Here is a 25,954-nt window from a genome sequence, read left to right on the forward strand (position 1 = left end):
GAAGTAAAAACGCAAAGTTCTGAATGCAATTTAGACGCCAAAATAAAGGAAATGTCTATAAAAAACGGGCATAGTGCCCGTTTTTCTATTGAGTCATTGGCATGAAGGTGTTTAGATCACACCACAGGCAATACGTTCACCGCCGCCGCCCAAGGGTAATGGGTTGTCTGAATAGTTGTCGCCACCGGCATGAACCATAATGGCACGACCCTGAACATCAGCCAGTTTCAGACGTGGCGCAAGCAGGGTGACACGTGCAGTTCCATCTGTATTGACTTTCAATGCGGGTAAATCACCTAAGTGACCTGTCACTGGTGTACCGTGATGCGGTGCCTGATTTGGATTGTAATGGCTACCTGCAGCCAGTGCTGCACCCATCTTGCCGTCTTTCATGGCAGGCGCGCATGAACCATTTTCATGAATATGGAAACCGCGTTCACCCGCAGGAAGTTGTTTCAGGTTGGTACGAATGACCAGACCGGCTGGGCTGTCACTGAGTAATACGGTCCCAATCTCTTGGCCCACACCTTGAGCATTTACAGCATTCACAGTCACTGCTCTGACCACTTCATTTGATGGGGAGGTTGATGCACAACCGGTAAAAAGTGCGGCGCTTAACGCGCAAAGTGTCGTAATTTTAAACAATGAAGACATGATTTTGGCATCCTGATCTTTATTCTGTTTTGTGGATTCATTTAAACAGAGCAAGATCAGAAGCTCTATATAGAATCAGTACTTAAATGTTTTGTTTTGTTTAAGTCGATTCTATCTATGCTTTAAGGTGCGTTGGGCGGTGTGTCTTGTGTTTCCGGATCAATCTCATGTGCCATGGTGGCTTTAGGCATCATTAAAGGTTCATTCAGATTACTTTCATGTAACCATTCACGCCAGATTGCAAGCAGCACAGCCAGAATCACCGGGCCAATAAACACCCCGACCAGACCAAAGCTGGCAATACCACCCAAGACTCCAAACATGATCAGCAGGAAAGGAATCTGGGTTGCGCCAGAAATCACCAGTGGACGAATGACGTTATCGGCAGTACTGACAATACAGACACCCCAGACCATGACCCCAATGGCTTCAATGGTTTGTCCTTGTGAAAACAGCCATAGCGCCACCGCACTATAGGCGAGAGGTGGGCCAAAGGGAATCAGGGCAAAAATAAAGGTCACAATGGTTAAAACCATCGGATTCGGCACACCTGCAACAAAATAGCTCAGACCAGCCAATAAGGATTGTGCAATTGCGGTCAAACCGACGCCATATACTACGGCACGTGTAGTCGCAGAAATGGTGGAAAAATAATGATGTACACGTGGACCTACCACCATTTCAAAGGCTTTACGCACCTGATTTAAAATGGTCTGACCATCACGGTAGAAGAAAAACAGCGAAAGTATCGCAAAACATAATTTAAAGATGTTTTTACTAACTTCATTCAACACCACTTTGCCGTAATTCAGATGGCCTTGAATCCAGGTCGATATCGACAGTGCAATACTCTGCGGATCAGTGTTAATTTCATTTAAGGTTCGGGTAATTTCCTTGCCGACAATCGGAAGCCCGCGAATAAAATCAGGGACATTCAGGTGACCGGAAAAGACCTGTCGCTGCAATTCAAAATACAGGTTACGACCTTCGTGCTGCAGCATGAAAATGGCGAAAATAAACGGCAGACCAAAGACCAGAATCACGGCCAAGATCATTACGGTTGCACTTAATGTCGGTCGATTGCCGCATAGGCGTAACACCGATTGATACAAGGGCCAAGTCATATAGGCAATAATGGCTGCCCAAACTACAGGAATGATGAAATACTTGAGTATATGAAAACTCAAAAAAATCAGGATAAAGAACAATCCAAATAATAAGACTTTTTGTAATGTAGGCGCGTACTGTTGCACTGAATTTAATGACTCATTTTTTAGGTCGTGTTCAGGCATATTAACTGAAAAAAAAGCGATCGAAAATGATAGCTAGCCAAGTAGCGAGATTATTTTCCCAAAGCTACACCGCGATTCAGATGATTGACTCAAAACCACTGACTCGGATCATCAATAATGGCATTCAGTACCGGTTGCCATTGAGCCTGCAGCTCCCGATAGATTTTCTGAGGTTTGTCAAAGACGGACAGGCCTTCCATAGCCAGTCGGCTATAAGGGGCACGTTCCGAAATCCAGGCCACTGGCTGCTGGTCGATCTTGTCAAAAAACTGCTGTATGTCCTGATTGCTGGCTGCATTTGCTTTGGTGCGATTGGCCAAAAGTAAAATTTCAACCTTGCCCTTACGGATGCGTTTGATGTCCTGCAAATGTTTGAGAAAACGGCGGGTCGAATCGATATCAAAAAAAGAAGGCTGGATCGGGATGATAATCGCATGTGCTTCACTGATCAGCTGTTCGGCATGATCATCGGTCAAAGCACCTGGTGCATCAATAATCAGGTATTCGATCTGTTTCGGCGCATCACCAATGGACTTGCTATTGCGCCAGTCCAGACTTTGGATCTGCGCTGCCTGTGCCGGACGATGCTTGAGCCATTGCAATGTTGATTTCTGGTTGTCGGCATCGGCCAATGCCACCTTATAACCCTTTTGTGCGAGTGCTGACGCCAAACTAATGGCTGTCATGGTTTTGCCACAACCGCCTTTCTGATTCGCAACTAAAATTGTTTTCATGACTCAAGGTGATTTTATTCTGTTCCGGCCTAGCATATCATTCTTTTCAAGTATGCAAATGGCCGAAGTCCTCAACTTCAGTCGAATGCGATGCTATAAAAATCAGGCAAATTAGGAAGATTGAATGTCCATATGGATGGCCATGCTGATTGGCGCATGTATCGGGGTGGTATTGACCACTATTATTTTAAGTCAGACGCGTAATGGGCGGATCAAGGCCGAATATGAGCAATATATTGCCGAGCTGGAACTGGAGCATCAGCAGTCCCTTATTGCCGCGCAAAAACGCAGCGTGAATACCAGCCGTGCCGTTCTCAAAGGCAAAATGGCGGAACAGCTCGCGCCGATCATGCCGGAATTTCAATATCTGCCGAGTGATGCCAAGTTTCTGGGCGATCCGGTGGATTATGTGGTCTTTGATGGTTATACCGATTTTCGTGATGGTGAAGGCGACGCTGAAGATATTGAAGTGGTTTTGATTGACATTAAAAGTGGCGGAGCACGTCTGACCAAAGGCCAGCAAGCCATTGCCCGAGCGGTTCAGGAAGGGCGGGTACGTTTTGAAACCATTCGGATTGATTTTCAGGATTGACCAAAATCCGGTGAAGAATAAAAGTTATGCAAAAATTACTGATCACTGCGCTGCTGTTTATGCTTGGACTCTGGGTCTGGAATGAGTTTTTTCGTGCCATTCCGCATCTGCAAGAAAAAGGTGTACTTAAAAACTTTAAAGTAGAACCGGTCAAGCGTATATCAGCGACTTATATTGTGCATGATCACCGTTTCGTGAAACCTGATCGTCGGGTGCTGCATCAGGCCAGCCCAGTGGTTGGGTATTTTAATGATCTGGCCTATCTCAGTAATATTGATGTGCTGTTGCTGACTCAGCCGATGCCCGACATGCAGGCAAAATTAGAGTTTGATGAAGCAAAACGCTGCTATCAGCTCGAAGGAAAAATCAGTAAAGCGGAGCGTGACTTCGTCAATACGCATGTGCAGCATTTCAGTCTGATTGCTGCCACCGAAAAAATTGCCGATCAGATTCGCCGGCTAAAATCGGGGCAGAAAATCACGCTCACGGGTGATCTGGTGACAGTTCATTCAGGCACGACTGGACAAGAATTCCGGGTTGGGACAGGCTCTGAATATGGTGCTCATTGTCAGTTGCTGCAAGTAACCCACGTCCACCAGCACTAAATACAAAATAGTAGTGAATTAGCTCTATGGTTTACGAAATCGTGCTAACAACATGCGTTGGCCAATCTTCGGAATACCCTCGGCATCTACATAACTTAAGGTTTCTATTTCAAAGCCGGTTTCCAGCAAGGCGGTTTCAATATCCCGATTCAGATGACAGCCATCTGCGACTTTCTTTTGAATGGGAGTGAGTAAATGTTGCAGACGCTGAATATTTAAATTTTGTCGATTCAGGACATGTTCGACCACATGTAAAGTCCCACCCGGTTGTAGCACACGGTAAATTTCCTGCAGGCTATGTTGTAGCTCTGCAATACTACAAAGCGTCCAGGTCGATACAATATTTTCCACACTATTTTCGGCAAAAGGCAAAGCTTCTGCGCTGGCCTGAATATGCTCAACCTGAAACCCTGCCTGTTGAATTCGCGCTTCTGCCAGTTTGAAAATAGCCGGGTTTGGTTCCAGCGCATAGACCTTATCAACCGATTGATAAAAAGGCAGATTCAAGCCGGTACCAAAACCAATTTCCAGCACTTCACCTGAAATGTCCAAAAGCAATTCACGACGCAAGTCCATCAGGGATGGTGTTTGCATCACCTGATTCAGCAGATGCGGAAAGATATGTTGTTGATAAAGTTTATACAGCATTTGAGTTATTTTAATTTGATGGAAATACGTTCTAGCTTAACTGAAAAATAAAATGACAGGCATATCTCGAGCTGACTAAATACGTGCAGTTTGTTACCAAGTTCAACTGTTTATTCATTAAAAAATCCGTAAGATCAAGGAAGATATCCTTAAAACGTTTGATCAACTTGATTAGGATTAGATTAAAATTATGCTCAAACACTTTAAACATTATGCTTTGCTGGCCAGCCTGTTGCTGCCTGTTTCGGGTTATAGCTCGGTCGACCACAATATTGCCAAAGGCTTGCCTCCCGTCGTTAAAGGCCAGTCAATTTCGGTCTTGCAGCCTTTTAAAGGTGATTTTCGTATTCTGGGTTCAAAGGTTTATAGTTCTGACCCGCAAGCCAAATTCTCTCCAATTGATTATGCAGTCAGTTGGGGGCTGTTTGCTGAGCCTGAAATTGCTCGACATATCACGGTCAATCAATTTGATCGTTATTTGAACTGGAAAATGGATCGGGTGCCAGTGCCGGTAGAACAAGCCAAGCAGATGGTGTCCAATATGCACATTATTCCTGCCAATCCTGAAATTGCCAAGGCAATTAAAAAGGTAAAGCGTGGCGATCTGGTGCGTATGCAGGGGGAACTGGTTGAAGTGCGTGACAAAGATCTGGTCTGGAAATCATCCTTAACTCCGACCGATACGGGTGATGGTGCCTGTGAAGTTTTCCGCGTCAGTTCTATTAAGTGGATTGAAAAAGTCGCTAAGAGCTAAAGCCAGCTTCATGCATGTTTCCGAGTCTCATAAAAAACCGCTCTGATGAGCGGTTTTTTTATCTGCTTAGGACTTACTTCGCAGTTAAAGCCTGACCTTCAAAGGCAATTCCATCCCAGCCATTGAGCATAAACTGGCGGATATTCTGATGATCAGTCGCCTCTGGCGTCGCCAGTACAGAAGCATAATGCTCAGCAAACAGGCTTAAGGTCTGTGCCTGATCCAGACCATTTAATTGTGCAAAAGAAAAGACTTTGGCGCTGCCCTGGTTTTCTGTGGCCGCATTATTCTGCTGGCCATTTTTAAATGCAGTCGGTGTATGCGTATAACGCGATTCGATATAAGTAATCACATCTGCAAATTTTGCTTCGCCTGCTGCCAACTGGGCCAATAAATCCTGTGCCATGCTGTTTTTCCTGTGCCATTCATGAAAATTGGATGCAATAAATATAGCAATTTTCTTGCGAAGTTCCATGGTATTTCATTGATTTTCGGTTCAAGATAACAGTGAAAATTATCCATGATGAATATGAAACTTTGGATAAAATAAACTTGATCAATAAATAGAACAGGAAAAAAATATGGGCTGGCTTTGGGTGGCAATGGGTGGGGCAATCGGTGCCAGTCTGCGTTATGCAGCCGGACTTTGGCTGTTCAAACCACAAATGCAATTTCCTTGGCCCACCTGGTGGATCAATATTCTGGGCTGTTTATGTGCCGGGATTTTTTTTGCCTGTAGCCAAAAGTATCCAGTACTCCAACAAGAAGCTCGTCTGTTTTTAATGGTGGGAATTCTCGGTGGTTTTACCACATTTTCCAGTTTCGGTCTGGAAAGCTTTTTGTTATTCAAGCAAGGTGCTATGGGCCTAGCGCTGTTATATGCATTATCCAGCTTAATTGTCGGCATTATTGTTCTGGCACTGGGCTTTTATTTCACTTCACTCGTGTTGGCACAGAGTTAAAATAAGCGCATAAAAAAGTCAGGAAATTGGAGGTCATTTCCTGACATAAACCACGATTTAAATCTTAAGATAACCGAGGTTTTTCGGTTTTAGCCCCGTTTAAAGCGGCCAAAACGTTTGTTAAAGCTTGCCACACGTCCTTCATTGCTGGTCTGACGTTGCTCACCCGTATAGAAAGGATGTGATGCACTCGAAATATCTAGTGTTACATAAGGATATGTTTTACCTTGATATTCTTTAGTTTGGCTCGAGTTCATCGTGCTGCCAATCACGAAATAGGCATCGGCATTGGTATCATGGAATAACACTTCACGATACTCGGGATGGATATCTGAACGCATATCTAACTTCCTCATGATTCTTGATTAAATGTTATAATGTAACATTTGATATTTCAAGTAATCTAGGGTTACAGCGTGTAAGCCTATCGTCTCAACTTAGCTTCGACTCGGTACCAGTTCTTCAAATACATCACTTAAATCATCATGTACTTTGAGATGAATCAGGTTCCAGTATTGTCCTGAAATTGTGCGATTCACCATCAAGGTATCAGGAGAGGGCTTAAATACATCCCAATATTTCAACGAAGGTTTCAGCAACTCCATCCCATCATGATGCGCTGAGTTTTCGGCAAAATCATAGTCAGTGACCAGAGGACGCATGAGCACTTCCAGCCACTGTTCATATAATTCTTTCGGGAATTTTCCAGTTTCAGTCAAGGAATGCAGCGCATCCAGCTGTTGCTCGATCACGGGAATATTCTTCTCGCGTGCAGCATGGATCAGTTCCCTAAAATGTCCAATCACTTCAGTCGATAAGGTTTTGACGCCACCATAGTCATAAACAATCACAGAGCCATCTTCACGAAATGCAAAGTTGCCTGGATGCGGGTCACAGTGAAAGCGTTTCAGATAAAAAATTTCCTGACCAATGGCGCGCAAGAGGCGGCGGCCTAAAGCATTTCGGGTTTCGAGTGGCCAAGTGCTGGCAGTTTCGATACTTTCACCAAGCTCTTGGCTTAAGGTCAAAATATGTCGCGATGAATACTCATGAAACACTTTCGGAATCACAATTTTATTGTCCAGAGGCTCATGGAAGGCACGGGCGATTTCCAGATTCTGGGCTTCAATTTCATAGTTCAGCTCATTGTCCAGACTGTGCTGAATTTCTTTAAATAATTGATCTTGAAGTTTACGGTCAATCTTTAAGACGCCCATCATGCGCAGTGCCAGACGAACTTGTTTCAGGTCGCTTTCGCAGGCTTCATCCACACCAGGATATTGCACCTTGACCACAACTTGCTGGCCATTCGGTAGGGTGGCTTTATGCACCTGACCAATCGAGGCCGCGGCAAATGGCTGCTCATCAAACTGCTGGAAAAGTTGCTGTAAAGGTTTACCCAATTCTTTTTCCACTTGTGCCTGAATTTCTTTAAACGGCATCGGTGGCGCCTGACGCTGTAACTTGGCAATGGCTTTAGCGACTTCGGGCGGGAAAACATCTTTATATTGAGAGGCGATCTGGCCAACTTTCATGACTGCGCCTTTCATTTCCCCCAAGGTATCCGCAATCTGCACACCAATATCCTGAAATAATTTACTGCGTGCAGTGTTTTTCTGCTCGTCATCGGCAGTTAAATTTTTAATGGAATTGGAGAGGGTTTTACCTGCAATACTTGCGGTCATTCCGGCAAGTTTCATAAAGCGACGACCGGGCGTGCTAGCCGTTTTTGCCATGCGAGATTCCTTGAAACCAACTATGAATGGATGTATTTGATCATAGGTGACAACGGTTCAATTGCCTAGATTTAATTGTAGAGGTTGTGTTGTGATTTCCTTCAGCTTCTCCATGTTTAATGCATCATCTTTGATTTGTTAAAAGATTTATCTTTATTGCTTGCGTTTAAACTATAAGAATATGCCGGAATCCGTCATCGTTTTAGATAAGACCGAGTACTAATTCTGAATGTTGTTTTATAGCTAAAAGCTTAGAATAAACAGAGTATAGTAATGAAGAAAATTCAATGAAAGTCTATCGATATTTTACCGGGAAAGATGATGTACATTTTTGTGCGCGGGTGACCCGTGCCTTAAATGAAGGTTATGAGCTATATGGTTCACCCACCATGACTTTTAATGGTACGGATGTAATTGTGGGGCAGGTGGTGATTAAAGATGTAGTGGATGAATCTGAGATTCCACAAGGATTAAAAAATGCGCTGGATCTTTAATCTCAGCGCATTTTCTAGCTTAAATTAATCAAATAAAAGTGTTTAGTTGTTTAGACTTAAGCGTTTATTATTGCCATATAAACGGCCCAATAAAAGTATACAAGCTACGCTGAGGCCTACAATCAGGCCAACCCAGACACCGGCGGCGCCCATGTCGGTAAAGCGGGACAAATACACCCCGACCGGGAAGGCGATGACCCAGTAAGCCAGCATGGTAATCCACATTGGCCCCTTGGTATCCTGCATGCCGCGCAGACAACCTGCCGCACTGATCTGCCACGCATCCATCAGCTGATAGGCAATGGCAAACAGAATCAGATACACCGCAATTTGGGTCACGATCAGATCTGAGGTGTAGAGTGCTACGATTTCATTGCGGAAAACCCAAAGCAGAATCATGGTCAGGATCGCCAGAATAGTGGCAGTAATCAGGCCGAGATATTGTACTTTACGCATGGCTTGCCAGTTCTGTTCACCATAGTAGGTGCCAACCCGAATGGTCAGGGCAATCGCCAGTGACATGGGAATCATGAACAGTTGTGAAGTGACAGAAATAGCAATCTGATGGGCAGCGACAATGGTCTCACCCAAAGGACTCAGCACAATTGCAGCAGTACTGAAAATACTGACCTCAAAAAAAATTGCCAATCCGATTGGAAAGCCAAGCTGTAAGATGCGCTTCATCCATTCCGGGTTGATTTTTTCCCAATGGGTAAAAGGCTGGGTACGTTGATAGGCCTTATTTTTAAAGATATACAACGCGAGGGTGATGACCATTAGCCACTGTAAAATCGCCGTGGCAAACCCACAGCCTGCACTGCCTAGGGCCGGAACAGGGCCAATACCATACATAAAGATATAGTTCAGCGGAACTAGCAAGACCAGCGCCAATAAACTAATCACGGTCACCGGACGCGGATTTCCAATCGCTTCAGAATAGCCGCGTAAGGCCGCATACATGGTTACCGCTGGCATACCAAAACCAATCGCATGCAGAAATAAACCGGCTTTAGGTTGTAAGCTTTCCGGTACACCTAAAAGTGGCAAAGTGGCCGGCAAGAGTTGCAAAATCAAGCCGGCAATTACCCCAAGAATCAGGGCAACCCAAAGCGATTGACGTGCAATGGTGGCAATTTTTTCAGGTGTGCGTGCGCCATTGGCCTCAGCAACCAAAGGCGTCGTGGCAATCATAATGCCACTAAACAGCAGCATCACCGGAATCCAGAGTCCTACTCCGACGGCAATCGCGGCAAGATCGGTAGCAGACAGGTGACCGGCCATAATGGTATCAATCAGACCCAGACCAGCCTGAGAAAATTGGGTCACCAGAATGGGTAACATCAGATGAAACAGTTTTTTTAATTCAAAACCAAAGGTTGTGACTGGTGAAACATTCGACACAAAAATTACTCATCGTGATCATGTGCTTAAATAGAAGGTTTAGCGTTGTAAAGTGAGAAGCACACCAATAAAAATTACCACGCCGCCTAAAAGACGTTGCCAATTAATCGGCATTTTTTCATTACCCAATAATCCCAGATGATCGACCAGCATCGACATCACCATCTGACCAAAAATAATGAGACCGCTAAGAACCAGAAAGCCAAGTTTGGGCGCTGCATAAATGCTCATGCTAATCGCGTATACACCCACGATGCCCCCGAGCCATAAATACCAGGGAACACTCATCAGTTCCTGTAAACCGGGTTTGGGATTGGACTGAAAAAGTACGATTACGGCGAGCACTATTGTACCAATCAAAAAGGAAAAAAATGCAGCTTGAATAGGAGAATATAAATATTCTTTTAGTTGTGTATTAATTGCGGTCTGGAGTGTCAATAAAACACCGATTGCAAAAACCAAAGGAAGTAAAATAATAAGTTGAGAAGATATTTTCATAATTTTAACTGACTAATTCTATTTAAATTTTTAGGCATATCACACGATCAAATTTAATTTTAGCAGTGTTGCCGCCGAGTCATGTTAAAATTCGGCTATATCTTGTAATCGTTTTTGAGTAGTTCTTTGGCTGAATTGAATCCTGCTGCTGTCCCTTTGTCCTTATATATTCATATGCCTTGGTGTGTGCGCAAATGTCCTTATTGTGACTTCAATTCGCATGCGGTTCCGGATGGTCAATTATTACTGGAATTGGAACAGGAATATTTACGAGCACTGGTGGAAGACTTTAAAACTCAGGTCAGTTTTGCCCAAGGCCGGCAGATTCGCAGTGTCTTTATTGGTGGGGGGACGCCGTCACTGATTTCTGCCCCAGGCTATCAATGGTTATTTGATCAGCTCAAAGCCGTTATTCCCTTTGCCGAAGGCTGTGAGATTACGCTGGAAGCCAATCCCGGTACGGTCGAACATGATCCGTTTGCCGGTTATTTGCAGGCCGGCATTAATCGTTTGTCAATTGGGGTGCAGAGTTTTAATACCGAGCATCTCAAGCGTTTGGGACGGATTCACAGCAATGAAGATGCGATTTCTGCCATTGGGCTGGCACGTGAAGCTGGCTTTCAGCGCATTAACGTCGACTTGATGCATGGTTTACCGGAACAGACTTTAGAACAGGCTTTACATGATTTAAAACTGGCGGTAGAACAGGGTGCTACGCATATTTCCTGGTATCAGTTGACGATTGAACCCAATACGGTATTTTTCCGGACTCAACCGATTTTGCCTGTCGATGAAGTATTGGAAGATATTCAGGAGCAGGGTGAGCTCTACTTAAAAGCTCAGGGTTTTATCAACTATGAAGTTTCGGCTTGGCGCAAAGAATTGCCTTCCGCGCATAATCTGAATTACTGGCAGTTTGGTGATTATCTGGCAATTGGTGCCGGAGCACACGGCAAAGTCACTCAGCCGGATGGCGTGTATCGGTTCCAGAAAACCCGTTTACCTAAAGACTACTTAGCCAAAGTACCTGCTGAACATCTGCAGTTTAAGCGGATTGAAGATGCTGACCTGCCTTTTGAGTTTATGATGAATGCGTTACGTTTAAATCAGGGTGTGGAAGCCAAGCTCTATGCAGAACGTACCGGTTTGGGTCTAGATACTTTACATGAATTACTGAGCTCTTTACGTGACAGAAAGTTAATGGTCGATGATCAAGACCGGCTTTCATGTACCGAACAGGGACATATCTTTTTAAATTCGGTGTTAGAGGAATTTCTTTAATTATTTAATTTCTCCATTGTTTTAAAAAAACCCTAATAGGATTTTATTGGGGGTTTTTTATTGCCTTAAATAAAATGCCTAAAGTCTGATTGATGCTTTCTTAGAGAGAAGTTTTCTGAGAATATTCAAAGATTAAATTAAATGAATATTATAATTTCTAAAGGGTGGACAGGTGGATACATTATGGGCTTTTCAGCAGCTGGATTTAACTGATACCCGATTCTTTATTTTTGATAGTAAAAGTGATCATCTGGTTTATGAAGATCGGGACTTTCAAGAATATCATTGGGATCAGTCTAAATATAATCGAGTCAGGGAAGGGGATTTCTTTTTATATCGACGACCGCAAAAAGCCTCTGAAATTAAAAATCAATTCTATCTTTATGGTGCAGGCCGTATAGCCAAGATTATTGCACCTACTGCCATTCCTCAAAATCATCAAAAACGCCGAACCAAACCGGTCTTTGCGAAAGTGATCGATGGTATACGTTTTATAGATCCTATTCTGCAGTCCGATTTGGAAGATTTTCAATGGACTTTTAAACCACGCGGAAATACTTGGGAACATTTTTTTCAACAATATGGCATGAATGAGATCACGGCAGATGATTTTTGGCGATTACTTAAATTAGCAGGAATAGGCGAAAAACAGGATGCTTTGTTAGATACGCATTTACGTCAAGAAATCCTCGATTATAGTGTTGAAGATCAATATGCCAATGTAAAAGTTCGCGGTTCGCCACACCAGGAATTTGCTTTACAAGTTAAACTTAATTATCAATATCAATGTGCGATCTCTGGTATTAAGACCAAAGCCTTTTTAGTGGCTTCTCATATTGTACCTTGGTCTGAAAATCAGGTACATAGAAGAAATCCGCGTAATGGAATTTGTTTATCTTCTTTATTGGATCAAGCTTTCGATCAGGGATTTATCACGCTAGATAAAGGGCATAAAGTGTGTCTTGCGAATCAAGCCAAGCAAGATGCGAGTTTATACGCCTATTTAAAGCTTTATCACGGTAAACGAATCGGCGTACCAAAACGTTTTGCCCCTGATCCGGTATTTTTAGCCTGGCATAGAGCACACCGGTTTTTAGAACAACCCAATGATCTTTAAAAGCGAGCGGTATGAGAGAAATGATAGGCACAAAAAAAGCACTCTAAGAGTGCTTTTTTCAATATCTTGCTTCTAAATTATAGAGCAACGATATTTACAGCTGTCGGGCCTTTTTGACCTTGAGCTACGCTGAAAGAAACCTTTTGGCCTTCAACTAAAGTTTTGAAACCTGAACCAGTGATTTCGCTGAAATGAGCAAAAACGTCTGGACCTGATTCTTGTTGAATGAAACCAAAACCTTTAGTTTCGTTGAACCATTTTACTGTACCGTTAACTGTATTAGACATAATATAACCTATTGAATCGTATGAATTTATAGCCAAAATTTCAGATGACTAACTGTAACTTTGAAAAATAAAAAGGATGGAGCTTTTTGATCTGTAATACGAAGGTTTATGACTAAAACTGCGATACTTAAAAGAAGACTAACCAAAACAAGAATTTTTCTAGTTGGGATTATCATACCGCTTATTTTGAGATATACAAGCGTTTTATTTGGCTAATTTATTAGGATGTTGAAAAATATAAAATTAAATTTGTATATTTTCTATCCAGAAAGGTTTTTTAAGTTAAACAAGGGTATCTACATCAATAAAAAGAGCGCCGAAGCGCCCTTTTTAACTCAATTTACAGCTTAGTAGTCAAAGCTAAAGTGTTCTGGAGCGAGTGCCGTCATGGTTTTAGATGGATTCACCATCGCTTCTGCGTGACCTTGGGTACGTGGCAGGATACGTTCAAAGTAGAAATCAGCAGTTTTGATTTTTGCTTTATAGAATTCTGGAACTTCCGCACCATCGCCAGAAGCCAGTTTGGCTGAAGCGACTGCGGCTTGCTGTGCCCAGAAGTACGCCATCATCACATAACCGGAGAACATCAGGAAATCGACTGACGCAGAAGAGACGATGTCACGGTCCTTACGTGCTGCCAGCATGATACGTACGGTTAATGCATTCCACTGTGCACATAGCTTGGTTAAATCCCAAGCAAATCGGCGCATATATTTATTCCGTGCATGCTGACCACAGAATTTCAGGATTTCAGCAGTGTAATCACGAATTACTTTACCTTTCGAGGTTAACAGCACTTTACGGCCAATCAGATCCAGTGCCTGAACGCCTGTAGTACCTTCGTACAAGGTAGAGATACGTGAGTCACGTACGATCTGTTCCATGCCCCATTCTTTGATATAGCCATGTCCACCGAAGACTTGCATACCGTGATTTGATGCCTCATAACCCATTTCGGTCAGGAAGCCTTTCAGGATTGGAGTATAGAACCCAAGATGGTCATCATGCTGTTCAAATGCTGCAGTATCGCCACGCAGCAAAGCATCATTCATGTTGTCGGCAATTTTTGCTGCATGATAAATCATGGCACGGCCACCTTCAGCAATGGCTTTTTGCGTCAATAGCATACGGCGGACATCAGCATGGTGAATGATCGCATCCGCTACTTTTTCCGGATCTTTTTTGCCAGACAGGGCGCGCATTGACATACGCTCTTTGGCATACGGTAAAGCACCCTGGAATGACAATTCAGCATGACAAATACCCTGAATCGCAGTACCAATACGCGCCGTGTTCATAAAGGTGAACATAGCGTGCAAGCCTTTATTCGGTTCGCCAATCAGGTAGCCAGTCGCATTGTCAAAATTCAGTACAGCCGTTGCTGAGGCGCGAATCCCCATTTTGTGTTCAATCGAACCGCAGTTCACTGGATTACGCTCGCCGATCCCGCCATCTGCAGCAGCAATAAATTTCGGTACGATAAACAAAGAAATCCCTTTGGTACCTTGCGGCGCATCTGGAAGGCGTGCCAGTACGATATGTACGATATTTTCAGTCAGGTCGTGCTCACCAGCGGAAATAAAAATTTTGGTGCCTGAAATCGCATAGCTGCCATCTTCTTTCGGCTCTGCTTTGGTCTTAACTTGACCCAAGTCAGTACCACATTGCGGCTCAGTCAGACACATGGTGCCCGCCCAAGTTCCTGCAACTAAGTGAGGCAGATACGTGTTTTTCTGCTCATCGGTACCATATTGCATGATAGTGTTGATACAACCCACACTTAAACCCGGATACATCTGGAATGACCAGTTTGCAGTCCCCATCATTTCCGATTTGATCAGGTTTAAAGACATTGGCAGGTTTTGGCCACCAAATTCTTCAGGATAAGACAGACCTTGCCAGCCACCTTGTACGAACTGGTCGTAAGCTTCTTTAAAGCCTTTCGGTGTTTTTACTTCGCCATTTTCAAAATGACAGCCTTCTTCATCACCGCTTTGATTCAACGGCGACAGTATATTTTCACAGAAATCTGCAGCGCCTTCTAAGATCATATCTACCGTGTCGGCATCGGCATATTCACCATTCGACAAATTCTGGTAGTGCGCAGGGTAGTCAAGCACTTCATTCATAAGGAAGCGAATGTCGTGTAAAGGGGCTTTATATGCTGGCATGCGTTTAATCCTGATTGAAATTAGTTTTGGATTATCTGTATCGATTCTTTGATTATTCACATTCGGGATAAAAAAACATTGATGAATTCAGTGAATAAAAATGTCAGAAAAGCTAATCGATTTTTAAGGCTAATGAATGAAATCATCGAATTTCATCATTAGGTGTTTACATTACAGGAAGATTAAAAACTTGTTATATCAATGGAATTTAATGAGTTAAAAGGTGATTTGTCCAGTATATTTTTGTATGAATTGTGCTCGGATTCAGGTGGCAAAATAACTCATTTTAAAATGTCATTAAAACCAATCCATGGTTTTTCAGCTTATAAAAAGTAGTAGGAGGGAAGTAAAGGGTTGCAGTTGCAACCCGAACTGAACTCATTAGAGAGATAGGGGTTTTAAAGAAACTCTTTTAAATCCGGTTTGATACCATTCCAGATGTAAAAAGATTCAATTGCTTGACCGACCAGCATGCCAAAACCTTCAGATGTCGGTACACCGCGTGCCTTGGCTTGATCCAGAAAGGAAGAAGGTTTGCCATAGGCCATTTCATAGGCCCGTTTAAACTGTAGCGTTTCCGGTAAAACCAGGGCATCACCGCTGAGACTGGCAGAAGTGGCATTAATCATCAAATCAAATTCACCGGCTAAAGTGTCTAGTGAAATCGCCTGTAATTCGACTTGCGGTACGGCATTCTGAAGATCAGCGACCAGTTGTTCCGCGCGTGCCAAGGTACGATTGGCAATCACAATTTTTTTCGCACCTGCTTGTGCGAGTGGATAAATCACACCACGCGTGGCACCACCTGCACCAATAATTAAAATATCGGTATTTTCCAGTGGCCAGTCCAAGGCACGGATGGCTTCAACTAGTCCCTGACCATCAGTATTGTCGCCATGCAGGATGCCATTTTTCATCCATAGCGTATTCACGGCTTTGGCAATTTTGGCCCGTTCACTCAGCACCTGACAGTGGGCAAAAGCCTGTTCTTTAAAGGGTACGGTGACATTCATGCCACTACCGCCATTGCTAAAGAATTCCTGAATGTTGGCTACGAAGCCATCCAGTGGCGCCAGACGCTTGGTGTAACTCAGGTCGACACCAGTTTTAGCAGCAAAGGCGTGATGCAATTCTGGAGAACGTGATTGTTCAATCGGGTTACCAATCACGGAAAATTGTTTGCTCATTTCACAATGTCCATGTGCGGAAATGGCCATCAATATACGTGAAAAAGCGCAGAGACTAAAGCCTGCGCGATTTTAAATTGCTGTTAAGTGATCCGGGTTTTAGGAACTGCAAATATCCATAATATGTTCCGCAAACATCAGCGCCATACTGAGAACAACCCCAAGCCCAGTCAGGATACTCACCAGAATAGCGGCGCCATCCAGAATCAGGTTGTGACTCAAAATTGCGGTACTCATCGCACTGATGGCGAGAGCCAGAAAAAGCCAAAAGGCCAACACAGGTAGGTTTAATTGAAGATTATGCATTGTTATTCTCACTAGACATCAAATGGAATATGATCGATGTAGCGATAGGGTGCCGCGATCAAATCAGGTATTTCTATGCAGCAGTATAGAGGATATATCTATTAAAACAGCCCTCTATTTGAGGGCCGTTTGTATCATTTCATTGCGTTGGATTTTAATTCTGTTAACCAGTTATGTGGTTTCAGGTAGTAATCTGTTAAACGTTTTTCCGGTGAGCCCTCATCCCATTCAGGGCGATATGACCATCCGGTAAGCGGGGGCAGGCTGACCAGAATCGATTCAATCCGGCCACCAGTCTGCAAGCCAAACAGGGTGCCGCGGTCATAAACCAGATTGTATTCCACATAACGGCCGCGACGGTATAACTGAAACTCGCGTTGTGCTTCGGTATAAGGCTTATCCTGATTGCGCTGGAAAATCGGCAGAATGGCTTCTAGATATCCATTGCCTACAGCCTGCATATACTGGAAACAGGTTTCAAAATCCCATTGATTCAGGTCGTCAAAAAACAAGCCGCCAACGCCACGCTGTTCATCACGATGTTTCAGATAAAAATAATCATCACACCATTGTTTATGTTCAGGATAAACCTCTTCGCCGAATGGCGCACACAGATCATGCGCCGTTTGATGCCAAGACAGTACATCTTCATCATTCGGATAAAACGGGGTCAGGTCAAAACCGCCACCAAACCACCAAATCGGATCCTGACCTTCTTTTTCAGCCACAAATAAACGCACGTTGGCATGCGAAGTCGGTACATTCGGGTTTTTTGGATGGATGACCAGTGATACCCCCATTGCTTGCGCTTTGGCACCGGCAATATTGGGATGGCGTTCGGTCGCAGAAGCAGGTAGCTTGGAAATGTTGATGTGGGAGAACATTACCCCACCTTTTTCAATCACCGTACCATTTTGCAAAACACGTGAACGGCCACCACCACCTTCTGGACGCTCCCAGTCATCGATGATAAATTCGGCCGTACCGCCGCCAGCACGTTCCTGCTGTTCTAATGCTGCACAAATCCGTGCCTGCAAGTCGATGAGAAATTCACGAACGCGTTGAATATCCGTAGATGTAGGATGCTGCATCAGAGCCCTCGTAGGGAAATAAAAAACTAACGACATCAAAGCATAAAATCAGTCAAAGATTAAGGTCTAATTTGGTGATGCAATTCATCAGCCCAGACATTACATTCCACTATTTATAAGCAGAATGCATCATTAAATCCGACTAAATGGCTAGGTTGAATTCTTTTTTCAAGCTCAGCACAATAACTCACAAGCGCTCATTGGCTTGAGCATTTCTCGACGGTAATAGGTGGGTGTCATGTCGGTACAGGTCAATTCCCTGATTCAAAAATACAATGTTCCCGGGCCACGCTATACCAGTTATCCCACTGTTCCGTATTGGGAAGAGCAGAATTTCTCGCTGGAACAATGGACGCAAACGCTAAAAAAGTCTTTTGATGAATCCAATCAAAGCGAAGGCATTAGCTTGTATATCCACCTGCCATTTTGCGAAAGCCTGTGTACCTTCTGCGGGTGTCATAAGCGCGTGACCAAACGCCATGAAGTCGAACAACCTTATATTCAGGCACTGCTGAAAGAATGGGATCTATATTGCGAGTTATTACAAGAAAAGCCCATCATTAAAGAGATTCATTTTGGTGGAGGAACGCCGACCTTTTTTTCAATGGCACATCTGGCTCAACTAATTCAAGGCATTCTGGCCAAAGCAGACGTAGCGCCTGAGTATGAATTCAGTTTCGAAGGTCATCCCAATAATACTACGCGTGAACATTTGCAGGGATTGTATGACCTGGGTTTTCGTCGGGTCAGTTATGGTGTGCAGGATTATAACGAAACCGTGCAAAAGGCGATTCACCGGATTCAGCCTTATGAAAATGTTAAACAGGTGACCGAATGGGCGCGAGAAATTGGCTATGAATCGATTTCCCATGATCTGGTCTTTGGTCTGCCATTTCAGAGTCTGGATGATGTTTTAAATACTATTGAACAAACCAATTCGCTCTTGCCGGACCGTCTGGCTTTATATAGCTATGCACATGTGCCCTGGATTAAAGGTAATGGTCAGCGCGGTTTTAAAGATGCCGATGTGCCCAAAGATGCGATCAAACGGGAATGCTATGAAGCGGGTAAAAAGAAACTTCTGGCACATGGCTATTATGAAATCGGTATGGATCATTTTGCCTTAGAGAAAGATGCGATGTACCAGTCCTTTCAAGCGGGAACATTGCACCGCAACTTTATGGGATACACAGCCTCTAAAACCCAGGTGATGATTGGGCTAGGCATTTCTTCAATCAGTGATAGCTGGTACAGCTTTGCGCAGAATGTGAAAACCATTGAAGAATATTATGAATGCCTGGCGCGCAATGAAATTCCGGTATTTAAAGGACATGTCTTAAATCAGGAAGATTTGATCATCCGGCAACATATTCTAAATTTGATGTGCAGCTTTAGCACCTCATGGGAAAATTCCGAGATGCTTTTCCCTGAAATTGATGAGGTTTTGGAACAGCTTGACGAAATGGCACAGGATGGTTTGATTCAATTTTCAGACTCGTCAGTCACGATTCTGGAGAAAGGGAAACCATTTGTACGCAATATTTGTATGGCTTTTGATTTACGTCTAAAGCGACGCATACCGGAGAACCGGATTTTCTCGATGACGATTTAATCTTCCCCTAACCCCATTTTTAAGAAAGATAGGGAAAACCTCCCCGAGCAAGACTTAAGCATTGCTTTAAGTCGAAGCGCAAGAAAGGGAGGTTTGGAGGGATTAAGTTAAAATAAGGTAGGACAGGGTTTTAAAAATATTAAAAATCATCCTTTTTATAAAGATGTGCCATGCGTTCGTGCTTGGTCTTGAGATATTGTTCATTAAAAGGGTTTAAACCCACAGTCAAAGGCACACGATCGATCACGTTAATTCCCTGGGCTTTTAAAGCCTCAATTTTAGAAGGGTTATTGGTCACCAGGCGTACTGCTTTCACCTGTAAATGATCCAGCATGATGCTACACATATCATACTGGCGTGCATCTGCGGGCAGGTTCAGCATTAAATTGGCATCTACGGTGTCATGTCCCTGATCTTGCAGAGCATAAGCGCGAATTTTATTGGTCAGGCCAATGCCACGACCTTCCTGACGCAAATACAGAATGACTCCGCGGCCCAATTCATTGATCAGTTTTAAAGTCGCTTGCAATTGCGGGCCACAGTCGCATTTGAGCGAAGCAAAGGCATCACCGGTTAAACATTCAGAATGCACACGCACCACTACAGGCTCATCTGATATTTCTTCAAGTCCTTTGGAAAGTGCGACATGTTCTTCGCCAGTCTCAGGGTCTTGAAATACAGTAATTTTAAATTCACCGTGAGCGGTAGGTAATCTTGACGTTGCGACAAATTCGATTGGCACAGCTGAACCCGTTAAATCCTGAAATTGGCTAAAGTATAGCGTAATGATTGAACATTGGTAGAATTGCAAAGTCGAAATTCTGCAATAGATTTTCTTTTTTGTAGAAAGCGAACGATAATAGTTGATAAATAGTAAGATTATTCAGGATAATCGTAGGCTGCAATTTTTTCACCCCGACGAGATCATTGTTTAATATTGCATCGCTAGAAGCGTAGCTGAATTGAAGCTGCTACAATTCAGCTATATGATCGGGTACTCCCCATTGACCTAGCTTTAGATTTGCCAGGCTTTAGAAGGCTTTGCCATAATATGCTGTATACAGAAATCCCAACTCAACGCCCTGTAACACCGTTGCTTGATGCGATCAATCATCCTGAGCAACTGCGTGCACTCGAGCAAAGCCAGCTAGAACAAGTGGCGGATGAGTTACGTCAATTCATTTTGTATGCTGCCGGGCAAAGTGGCGGACATTTTGGTGCCAACCTTGGTGTGATTGAACTCACCGTGGCTTTACATTATTGCTTTAATACACCGCATGACCGCCTGATCTGGGATGTAGGTCATCAGGCCTATCCGCATAAAGTGTTGACTGGTCGTCGTGAACAGCTCACCACGATTCGTGCCAAAGATGGTCTGGCTGCGTTTCCGGCTCGTGAAGAATCTGAATTTGATACCTTTGGGGTAGGGCATTCTTCGACGGCGATTTCTGCTGGCCTAGGTATGGCGCTGGCACGTCGTTATCAGAACAAGCCGTGTGAAGTGGTATCGATTATTGGCGATGGCGCCATGACGGCAGGTATGGCTTTTGAAGCTTTGAATGATGCCGTGGCACACAGTGCTGATCTGATGGTGGTGCTGAACGACAATGATATGTCGATTTCTTGCAGTACCGGTGGTTTTGCCAAACATCTGGCTGCCATTTGGGAGCGCGGTGAGTTCGTTAATGTTACCGAGCAGGGTGAGGCATATGTACAGCCACATCCAGAATGGTTGTATAACTCGCGTTTGCACAGTGCAGCAACCGATGCTGCAGATAACTTATTCCAAGCCATCGGCTTTGACTATTTTGGCCCGTACGATGGTCATGATGTCAAACAGCTGGTGCATGTCTTTAATGCGCTGAAAAAGCGTAAAGGCCCACGCCTGATTCATGTCTATACTAAAAAAGGCAAAGGCTTTGCTCCGGCAGAATCCGATCAAATCAAATATCACGCGATTAGCAAAATCAACGCCGTTGCCGCCAGCAATACTGCACCGAAATATTCGGATGTATTTGGACAATGGCTTTGCGATGAAGCGGCACAAGATGCCCGTTTGCTCGCAATCACACCTGCGATGTGCGAAGGCTCAGGCATGGTCAAATTTGCCAAAGAATATCCAGAACGTTTCTTTGATGTCGCGATTGCCGAACAGCATGCGGTTACCTTGGCTGCCGGTATGGCTTGTGAAGGCTTGAAGCCGGTGGTTGCAATTTACTCGACTTTCCTGCAACGCGGTTATGATCAACTGGTACATGACGTGGCTTTGCAGAATCTGGATGTTACTTTCGGTATTGATCGTGCCGGTCTGGTTGGTGAAGATGGCCCGACGCATGCCGGTGCTTATGACTATGCCTATATGCGTACTATCCCGAATATCGTCATCATGGCGCCGAAAGACGAAAATGAATGCCGTCAAATGCTGCATACAGCGTATTTGTATCCAGGGCCGGCAGCGGTACGTTATCCGCGTGGCAATGGACTGGGCGTCGATATCCAGCAAAAGATGATCGAGATTCCGATCGGTCAGGCGGAAATTGTGGCCAGCTTTAATGGGCAGTATGATGAATATATTTCTGTACTGGCATTTGGTAGCCGGGTACAGGCTGCAGTCGACGCTGCTGAAGCATTTGCCGTGAAACATGAGATTGGCGTGCGTGTGGTTAACATGCGTTTTGTCAAACCACTGGATACTCAAATGCTCGATGATCTCGCTTTAAGCACCAGTCTGTTTGTCACGGTGGAAGAACATGCAGTGATGGGCGGTGCAGGTAGTGCCGTGAATGAATATCTGGCAGAAGCACAGATTGTCAAACCGATGTTGAATCTGGGTCTGGATGATACGTTTATGGCGCAAGCGACCCATGCACAGATGTTGCAGCAAGCGGGTCTGGATGCGCAAGGCATTGAAAAATCGATCAATCAGGCTTGGTCCAGCCTGAGGCAAAGCGTCTTGTCATAATATCTTAAAAATTTTAGACACATTTTTCCCAAAAAAGCCCTGATATTTGCTAAGATATCGGGGCTTTTATGCATTATTCTTTATCAGTGTCTTCAAATTTGTAGTGGGTGTTCAATGGAACCTATGGTGGTGATGGCTGCGCGTGCGGCTCAGTTAGTTGGTCAAGAGCTTTTAAAAGCGCATCAGAATCGTCATAAACTCGATCTACAAGTCGAAGAAAAAGGAATTGATGGTCCGGTAACGCGTGTAGATCGTTATTTGGAACAGTTGACCATCGATACCCTACGTAAAAGCTATAAAAATCACAGTTTCCTTGGTGAAGAGTTTGGCTATCAGGAAGGTAAAGGTCATGACGCCGATTGGTGTTGGGTGATCGATCCGCTAGATGGTACTTTAAACTTCATTAACGGTTTCCCGCATTTCTGTATCTCTATCGCAGTTCAGCACAAAGGCATTACTCAACACGGGGTGATTTATGACCCGGTGAAAGATGAGCTATTCTCTGCCAGTCGTGGTCGTGGTGCCATGATGAACCAGCGCCGTATTCGTGTGAATGTAAAAGACAGCCTGGAAAATACCTTTATGGCTGTTGGTCACGCTTATCGTGCCAAGCGTAATGGCGAAGTTGTGTCTTATGCCAAGAATCATTTTCAAACCCTGTTAAACGTAACTGAAGCTGGCGCGCAATATCGTCGTTCAGGTTCTGCAGCATTGGATTTAGCCTATGTTGCTGCAGGTCGTTTCGATGGTTATTTCGAACTTGGTTTAAAGCCTTGGGATATCGCAGCTGGCGAATTGATCGTGAAAGAAGCAGGCGGTACTGTAGTTGATGCACGTGGTGGTAGCGACTCTATGGAAAATGGTCAAGTTTTGGCTTGTTCAATGAAAATGCTTAAGCCTTTAATGCAAGCAGTTGTTCCTGCTTGGGGCGAAGCCGCAAAATAATCGGGTTTAGATGAATCAGATCTAATATTGAGAAAAGGCGTCCTTCGGGATGCCTTTTTTATGCACGGAAATTTAAGTCGCGAGAGACTGGTATAGGGGTATTGATGTTTGCTTGAATACTGGAAATATCAGGTGAATTGGCGAAAAGTGACTTTTTATACCGCCTGTTACATTTTTTATTATATTTTAAGTATTAGAAATATATAAATAAATTAAGAATAAGGGAAATTAGTTTTAAAACTTAATGACATTGTGGAATATTCTGCTATAATTCCGCCACGCACTTAATTTCTGTTCTTTACCTGAACACTATCTTCTAATCATTGTATGCGCGTGCTGTCCATAGAGAGGACATATCCTTCGCGCCCCAATCGCTTAAGCGATTCCTTCAGGTTTGCGGCCGTAATCATGCGTGCGTTATATCCACATCGTCGTTACTCGGATCGCTGCTGAATCCTAATATTTTCAGCATTATTTGCTGTGCCGCTTTTTGCCGATGTCCATAATTGTTATTTATTAAATGGAGCACCCACTTCAGGGTGAATACTCTCTATGAGCAAAACTTTTGCTGATTTTTCCCTCGACGAATCTCTAACACAGGCTCTCGACGCTTTAGGCTTTACTACTCCTACTCCTGTACAAGAACAAGCGATTCCAGCTGCGCTTGAAGGCAAAGACCTTCTTGTGTCAAGCCAAACAGGTTCTGGTAAAACTGCTGCATTCTTACTTCCTACGTTAAATGCGTTGGCAAACCAAGATACATTAGTACCGTTTAAAGACCGTATGAAAGCGGTTACTCAACCGAATATTTTGGTGATTTCACCGACTCGTGAATTGGCACAACAGGTATGTCAAGACGCGATTGCATTTGTACGTCACATGAAAGGTGTTCGTATTGCGGCAATCATGGGCGGTATGCCTTTCGGTAAGCAAATTCAACAGTTAAAAGGCGCGCAAGTTGTTGTTGCAACTCCAGGTCGTCTACTTGACTTGGTGAATCGTCGTCAAATCAAATTGGATAAAGTTGACGCGTTAATCGTCGATGAAGCTGACCGTATGCTTGACCTAGGTTTCTCTGAAGACTTAGAAGCAATTGGTGAATTGGCTGCAAACCGCAAACAAACTCTTATGTTCTCTGCGACTTTTGCACCACGTATCATTACACTTGCAGAACGCATGATGAATGATCCAATGCGTATTTCGATCGAAACTGGTCACTCTACAAATACTGATATTACTCAGACTTTGCATTGGACTGACGGTTTCGAGCACAAGAAAAAACTTCTTACTCACTGGTTGAACGAAGAAGACGTTGATCAAGCAGTAGTATTTGCGTCAACTCAAGAAGACACAGATATGTTGGCTGAAGAACTTGCTGAAGCAGGTCTATCAGTTGTAGCACTTCACGGTGCTATGCCACAAACTGTTCGTAACCGTCGTTTACGCAGCATCCGTGAAGGTCGTGCGAAGATCTTGGTTGCAACTGACGTTGCAGCGCGTGGTCTTGACGTACCAACTATTTCACACGTAATTAACTTCGGTCTTCCAATGAAGAATGAAGACTATGTACACCGTATCGGTCGTACAGGTCGTGCGGGTCGTACTGGTAAAGCCATTACTTTGGCGACTTACCGTGAACGCGGTAAAATCCGTGCTTTAGAAGACTTCCTTGATGCGCGTCTAAACGTATCTGAAATTGAAGGTCTTGAGCCATCTCCACCTCCTGCACGTGGTAGCCGTGATGGCGCTGGTCGCGGTCGTGGCCGTGATGGCGGTCGTCGTGATGGCGGTCGTGGTGGTTTCGGTGGTGGTCGTCGTTTTGAAGGCGAAAGCAACTTCAAACGTCGTGAAGGCGGTGATGATCGTCCACGTCGTAGCTTCGATGACAAACCTCGTGGCGAACGTCCAGCATTTGGCGAAGATCGTCCACGTCGTGACTTTGGTGATCGTCCAGCTCCACGTCGTGAAGGCGGTTTCGGTGATCGTCCACAACGTTCGTTTGATGACCGTCCAAAGCGTGACTTCGGTGATCGTCCAGCTCCACGTCGTGAAGGTGGTTTTGGTGACCGTCCTCGCTCTAATGATGACAACCGTGGCAACCGTGTAGACTACAAACCAGCTCGTGAAGGTGGTTATGGTGATCGTCCAAAACGTGATTTTGGTGATCGTCCAGCTCCACGTCGTGAAGGTGGTTTCGGTGATCGTCCAGCGCGTTCATTCGGTGATGATCGTCCAAAACGTGATTTTGGTGATCGTCCAGTACGTCGCAACTTTGATGACAAGCCACGTGGTGAACGTTCGTTCGGTGGTGAAGATCGTCCACGTCGTAAATTTAACGACTAATTCAGTCGCTAGATGAAGATAAAAAACCGGTAGAAATACCGGTTTTTTTTATGCATTGAGTTTTTTGCTTTTTAACGTAAAATGTCTACTAAATCATGTTTTGTCAGGGTTATGATAATTATTAATATGAAAAGCTTAACTCTTCGATCTCAATTGATAGAGGTGTATATGCCATATATCGCATTGACTTTGATTTTATGTAATATTATCTATTATTTATACAGTCTTTTTAATTAATCAATGTACCTGGCTCAAGCTTAAGTGCATATTTTTATTACAAAA

At 44.0% G+C, this 25,954-nt stretch carries 26 protein-coding genes; 11 read left to right on the forward strand and 15 right to left on the reverse strand.

The window, feature by feature from the left end; translation table 11 throughout:
- Positions 1-111 precede the first annotated feature (111 nt).
- From sodC to MTX11_RS01020, 3 genes are all read right to left on the reverse strand, one after another.
- Positions 112-654 (reverse strand): superoxide dismutase family protein, encoded by a 543-nt coding sequence (gene sodC, locus MTX11_RS01010; RefSeq protein ID WP_005108558.1) that lies wholly within the window; start codon positions 652-654, stop codon positions 112-114.
- A gap of 122 nt (positions 655-776) precedes the next feature.
- On the reverse strand, positions 777-1,907 hold the full coding sequence (locus MTX11_RS01015; RefSeq protein ID WP_420909220.1) for an AI-2E family transporter: 1,131 nt from the start codon (positions 1,905-1,907) through the stop codon (positions 777-779).
- Positions 1,908-2,035: 128 nt separating this feature from the next.
- Entirely contained in the window at positions 2,036-2,680 is a 645-nt protein-coding gene (locus MTX11_RS01020; RefSeq protein WP_004281566.1) for a ParA family protein, read from the reverse strand.
- 124 nt (positions 2,681-2,804) lie between these two features.
- Between MTX11_RS01020 and MTX11_RS01025 the strand changes: the two genes are divergently transcribed.
- Complete coding sequence (locus tag MTX11_RS01025) at positions 2,805-3,272, forward strand: Holliday junction resolvase-like protein (protein ID WP_004645008.1); 468 nt, start codon at positions 2,805-2,807, stop codon at positions 3,270-3,272.
- A gap of 26 nt (positions 3,273-3,298) precedes the next feature.
- Positions 3,299-3,877 (forward strand): hypothetical protein, encoded by a 579-nt coding sequence (locus MTX11_RS01030; protein WP_243474157.1) that lies wholly within the window; start codon positions 3,299-3,301, stop codon positions 3,875-3,877.
- A gap of 24 nt (positions 3,878-3,901) precedes the next feature.
- Here the strand turns inward: MTX11_RS01030 and MTX11_RS01035 are convergent, their stop codons facing one another.
- On the reverse strand, positions 3,902-4,525 hold the full coding sequence (locus MTX11_RS01035) for a class I SAM-dependent methyltransferase (protein ID WP_243474158.1): 624 nt from the start codon (positions 4,523-4,525) through the stop codon (positions 3,902-3,904).
- 190 nt (positions 4,526-4,715) lie between these two features.
- On the opposite strand from MTX11_RS01035, the gene MTX11_RS01040 reads away from it, so the two are divergent.
- On the forward strand, positions 4,716-5,279 hold the full coding sequence (locus MTX11_RS01040; RefSeq protein ID WP_243474159.1) for a hypothetical protein: 564 nt from the start codon (positions 4,716-4,718) through the stop codon (positions 5,277-5,279).
- 73 nt (positions 5,280-5,352) lie between these two features.
- Here the strand turns inward: MTX11_RS01040 and MTX11_RS01045 are convergent, their stop codons facing one another.
- Positions 5,353-5,685 carry a HopJ type III effector protein gene (locus tag MTX11_RS01045; RefSeq protein WP_005101257.1) on the reverse strand — a complete coding sequence of 111 codons (333 nt, stop codon included), beginning with the start codon at positions 5,683-5,685 and terminating at the stop codon, positions 5,353-5,355.
- Positions 5,686-5,860: 175 nt separating this feature from the next.
- Between MTX11_RS01045 and crcB the strand changes: the two genes are divergently transcribed.
- Positions 5,861-6,241: a fluoride efflux transporter CrcB gene (crcB, locus tag MTX11_RS01050; RefSeq protein WP_243474160.1), complete on the forward strand. Its 381-nt coding sequence runs from the start codon at positions 5,861-5,863 to the stop codon at positions 6,239-6,241.
- Positions 6,242-6,330: 89 nt separating this feature from the next.
- Here the strand turns inward: crcB and MTX11_RS01055 are convergent, their stop codons facing one another.
- Together MTX11_RS01055 and MTX11_RS01060 are read right to left on the reverse strand one after the other, a co-directional pair.
- Positions 6,331-6,582, reverse strand: coding sequence for a type B 50S ribosomal protein L31 (locus MTX11_RS01055; protein WP_004732342.1), 252 nt, complete (start codon positions 6,580-6,582; stop codon positions 6,331-6,333).
- A 96-nt stretch (positions 6,583-6,678) separates the two neighbouring features.
- Entirely contained in the window at positions 6,679-7,977 is a 1,299-nt protein-coding gene (locus tag MTX11_RS01060) for an ABC1 kinase family protein (protein WP_243474161.1), read from the reverse strand.
- Between the two features lie 287 nt (positions 7,978-8,264).
- Between MTX11_RS01060 and MTX11_RS01065 the strand changes: the two genes are divergently transcribed.
- Positions 8,265-8,471 (forward strand): DUF1737 domain-containing protein, encoded by a 207-nt coding sequence (locus tag MTX11_RS01065; protein WP_004281552.1) that lies wholly within the window; start codon positions 8,265-8,267, stop codon positions 8,469-8,471.
- Positions 8,472-8,513: 42 nt separating this feature from the next.
- Here the strand turns inward: MTX11_RS01065 and MTX11_RS01070 are convergent, their stop codons facing one another.
- Positions 8,514-9,872 (reverse strand): MATE family efflux transporter, encoded by a 1,359-nt coding sequence (locus tag MTX11_RS01070; RefSeq protein ID WP_085064902.1) that lies wholly within the window; start codon positions 9,870-9,872, stop codon positions 8,514-8,516.
- A 39-nt stretch (positions 9,873-9,911) separates the two neighbouring features.
- Entirely contained in the window at positions 9,912-10,370 is a 459-nt protein-coding gene (locus MTX11_RS01075) for a DMT family transporter (protein ID WP_005108571.1), read from the reverse strand.
- A 126-nt stretch (positions 10,371-10,496) separates the two neighbouring features.
- On the opposite strand from MTX11_RS01075, the gene hemW reads away from it, so the two are divergent.
- Positions 10,497-11,651, forward strand: a complete 1,155-nt coding sequence (gene hemW / locus MTX11_RS01080) for a radical SAM family heme chaperone HemW (protein WP_243474162.1) — start codon at positions 10,497-10,499, stop codon at positions 11,649-11,651.
- A 172-nt stretch (positions 11,652-11,823) separates the two neighbouring features.
- Positions 11,824-12,768 (forward strand): HNH endonuclease, encoded by a 945-nt coding sequence (locus MTX11_RS01085; RefSeq protein WP_243474163.1) that lies wholly within the window; start codon positions 11,824-11,826, stop codon positions 12,766-12,768.
- A gap of 77 nt (positions 12,769-12,845) precedes the next feature.
- Here the strand turns inward: MTX11_RS01085 and MTX11_RS01090 are convergent, their stop codons facing one another.
- The 5 genes from MTX11_RS01090 to hemF form a co-directional block, all read right to left on the reverse strand.
- On the reverse strand, positions 12,846-13,055 hold the full coding sequence (locus MTX11_RS01090; protein ID WP_004281542.1) for a cold-shock protein: 210 nt from the start codon (positions 13,053-13,055) through the stop codon (positions 12,846-12,848).
- A gap of 347 nt (positions 13,056-13,402) precedes the next feature.
- On the reverse strand, positions 13,403-15,226 hold the full coding sequence (locus tag MTX11_RS01095; protein ID WP_243474164.1) for an acyl-CoA dehydrogenase C-terminal domain-containing protein: 1,824 nt from the start codon (positions 15,224-15,226) through the stop codon (positions 13,403-13,405).
- 398 nt (positions 15,227-15,624) lie between these two features.
- On the reverse strand, positions 15,625-16,413 hold the full coding sequence (gene aroE, locus MTX11_RS01100; RefSeq protein ID WP_243474165.1) for a shikimate dehydrogenase: 789 nt from the start codon (positions 16,411-16,413) through the stop codon (positions 15,625-15,627).
- 99 nt (positions 16,414-16,512) lie between these two features.
- Complete coding sequence (locus tag MTX11_RS01105; protein WP_004732323.1) at positions 16,513-16,719, reverse strand: hypothetical protein; 207 nt, start codon at positions 16,717-16,719, stop codon at positions 16,513-16,515.
- A 134-nt stretch (positions 16,720-16,853) separates the two neighbouring features.
- On the reverse strand, positions 16,854-17,810 hold the full coding sequence (hemF, locus tag MTX11_RS01110; protein ID WP_243474166.1) for an oxygen-dependent coproporphyrinogen oxidase: 957 nt from the start codon (positions 17,808-17,810) through the stop codon (positions 16,854-16,856).
- A gap of 238 nt (positions 17,811-18,048) precedes the next feature.
- On the opposite strand from hemF, the gene hemN reads away from it, so the two are divergent.
- Positions 18,049-19,422 carry an oxygen-independent coproporphyrinogen III oxidase gene (gene hemN, locus MTX11_RS01115; RefSeq protein WP_243474167.1) on the forward strand — a complete coding sequence of 458 codons (1,374 nt, stop codon included), beginning with the start codon at positions 18,049-18,051 and terminating at the stop codon, positions 19,420-19,422.
- A gap of 139 nt (positions 19,423-19,561) precedes the next feature.
- Here the strand turns inward: hemN and ribA are convergent, their stop codons facing one another.
- A complete protein-coding gene (ribA, locus tag MTX11_RS01120; RefSeq protein WP_004281536.1) occupies positions 19,562-20,164 on the reverse strand; it encodes a GTP cyclohydrolase II in 603 nt (200 codons plus the stop codon).
- A 309-nt stretch (positions 20,165-20,473) separates the two neighbouring features.
- Here ribA and dxs point away from each other — a divergent pair, with 309 nt between their 5' ends.
- The 3 genes from dxs (at position 20,474) to MTX11_RS01135 (ending at position 25,672) form a co-directional block, all read left to right on the forward strand.
- Complete coding sequence (gene dxs, locus MTX11_RS01125; RefSeq protein WP_243474168.1) at positions 20,474-22,384, forward strand: 1-deoxy-D-xylulose-5-phosphate synthase; 1,911 nt, start codon at positions 20,474-20,476, stop codon at positions 22,382-22,384.
- A gap of 114 nt (positions 22,385-22,498) precedes the next feature.
- The gene (locus tag MTX11_RS01130; protein ID WP_004281534.1) at positions 22,499-23,329 is read left to right on the forward strand and encodes an inositol monophosphatase family protein; all 831 of its coding nucleotides are present in this window, start codon (positions 22,499-22,501) and stop codon (positions 23,327-23,329) included.
- A gap of 552 nt (positions 23,330-23,881) precedes the next feature.
- On the forward strand, positions 23,882-25,672 hold the full coding sequence (locus tag MTX11_RS01135; protein WP_243474169.1) for a DEAD/DEAH box helicase: 1,791 nt from the start codon (positions 23,882-23,884) through the stop codon (positions 25,670-25,672).
- The last annotated feature ends 282 nt before the right edge of the window (positions 25,673-25,954 follow it).

Origin of the sequence: Acinetobacter lwoffii (assembly GCF_022809915.1) — a bacterium.
GTDB lineage: Bacteria > Pseudomonadota > Gammaproteobacteria > Pseudomonadales > Moraxellaceae > Acinetobacter > Acinetobacter lwoffii_M.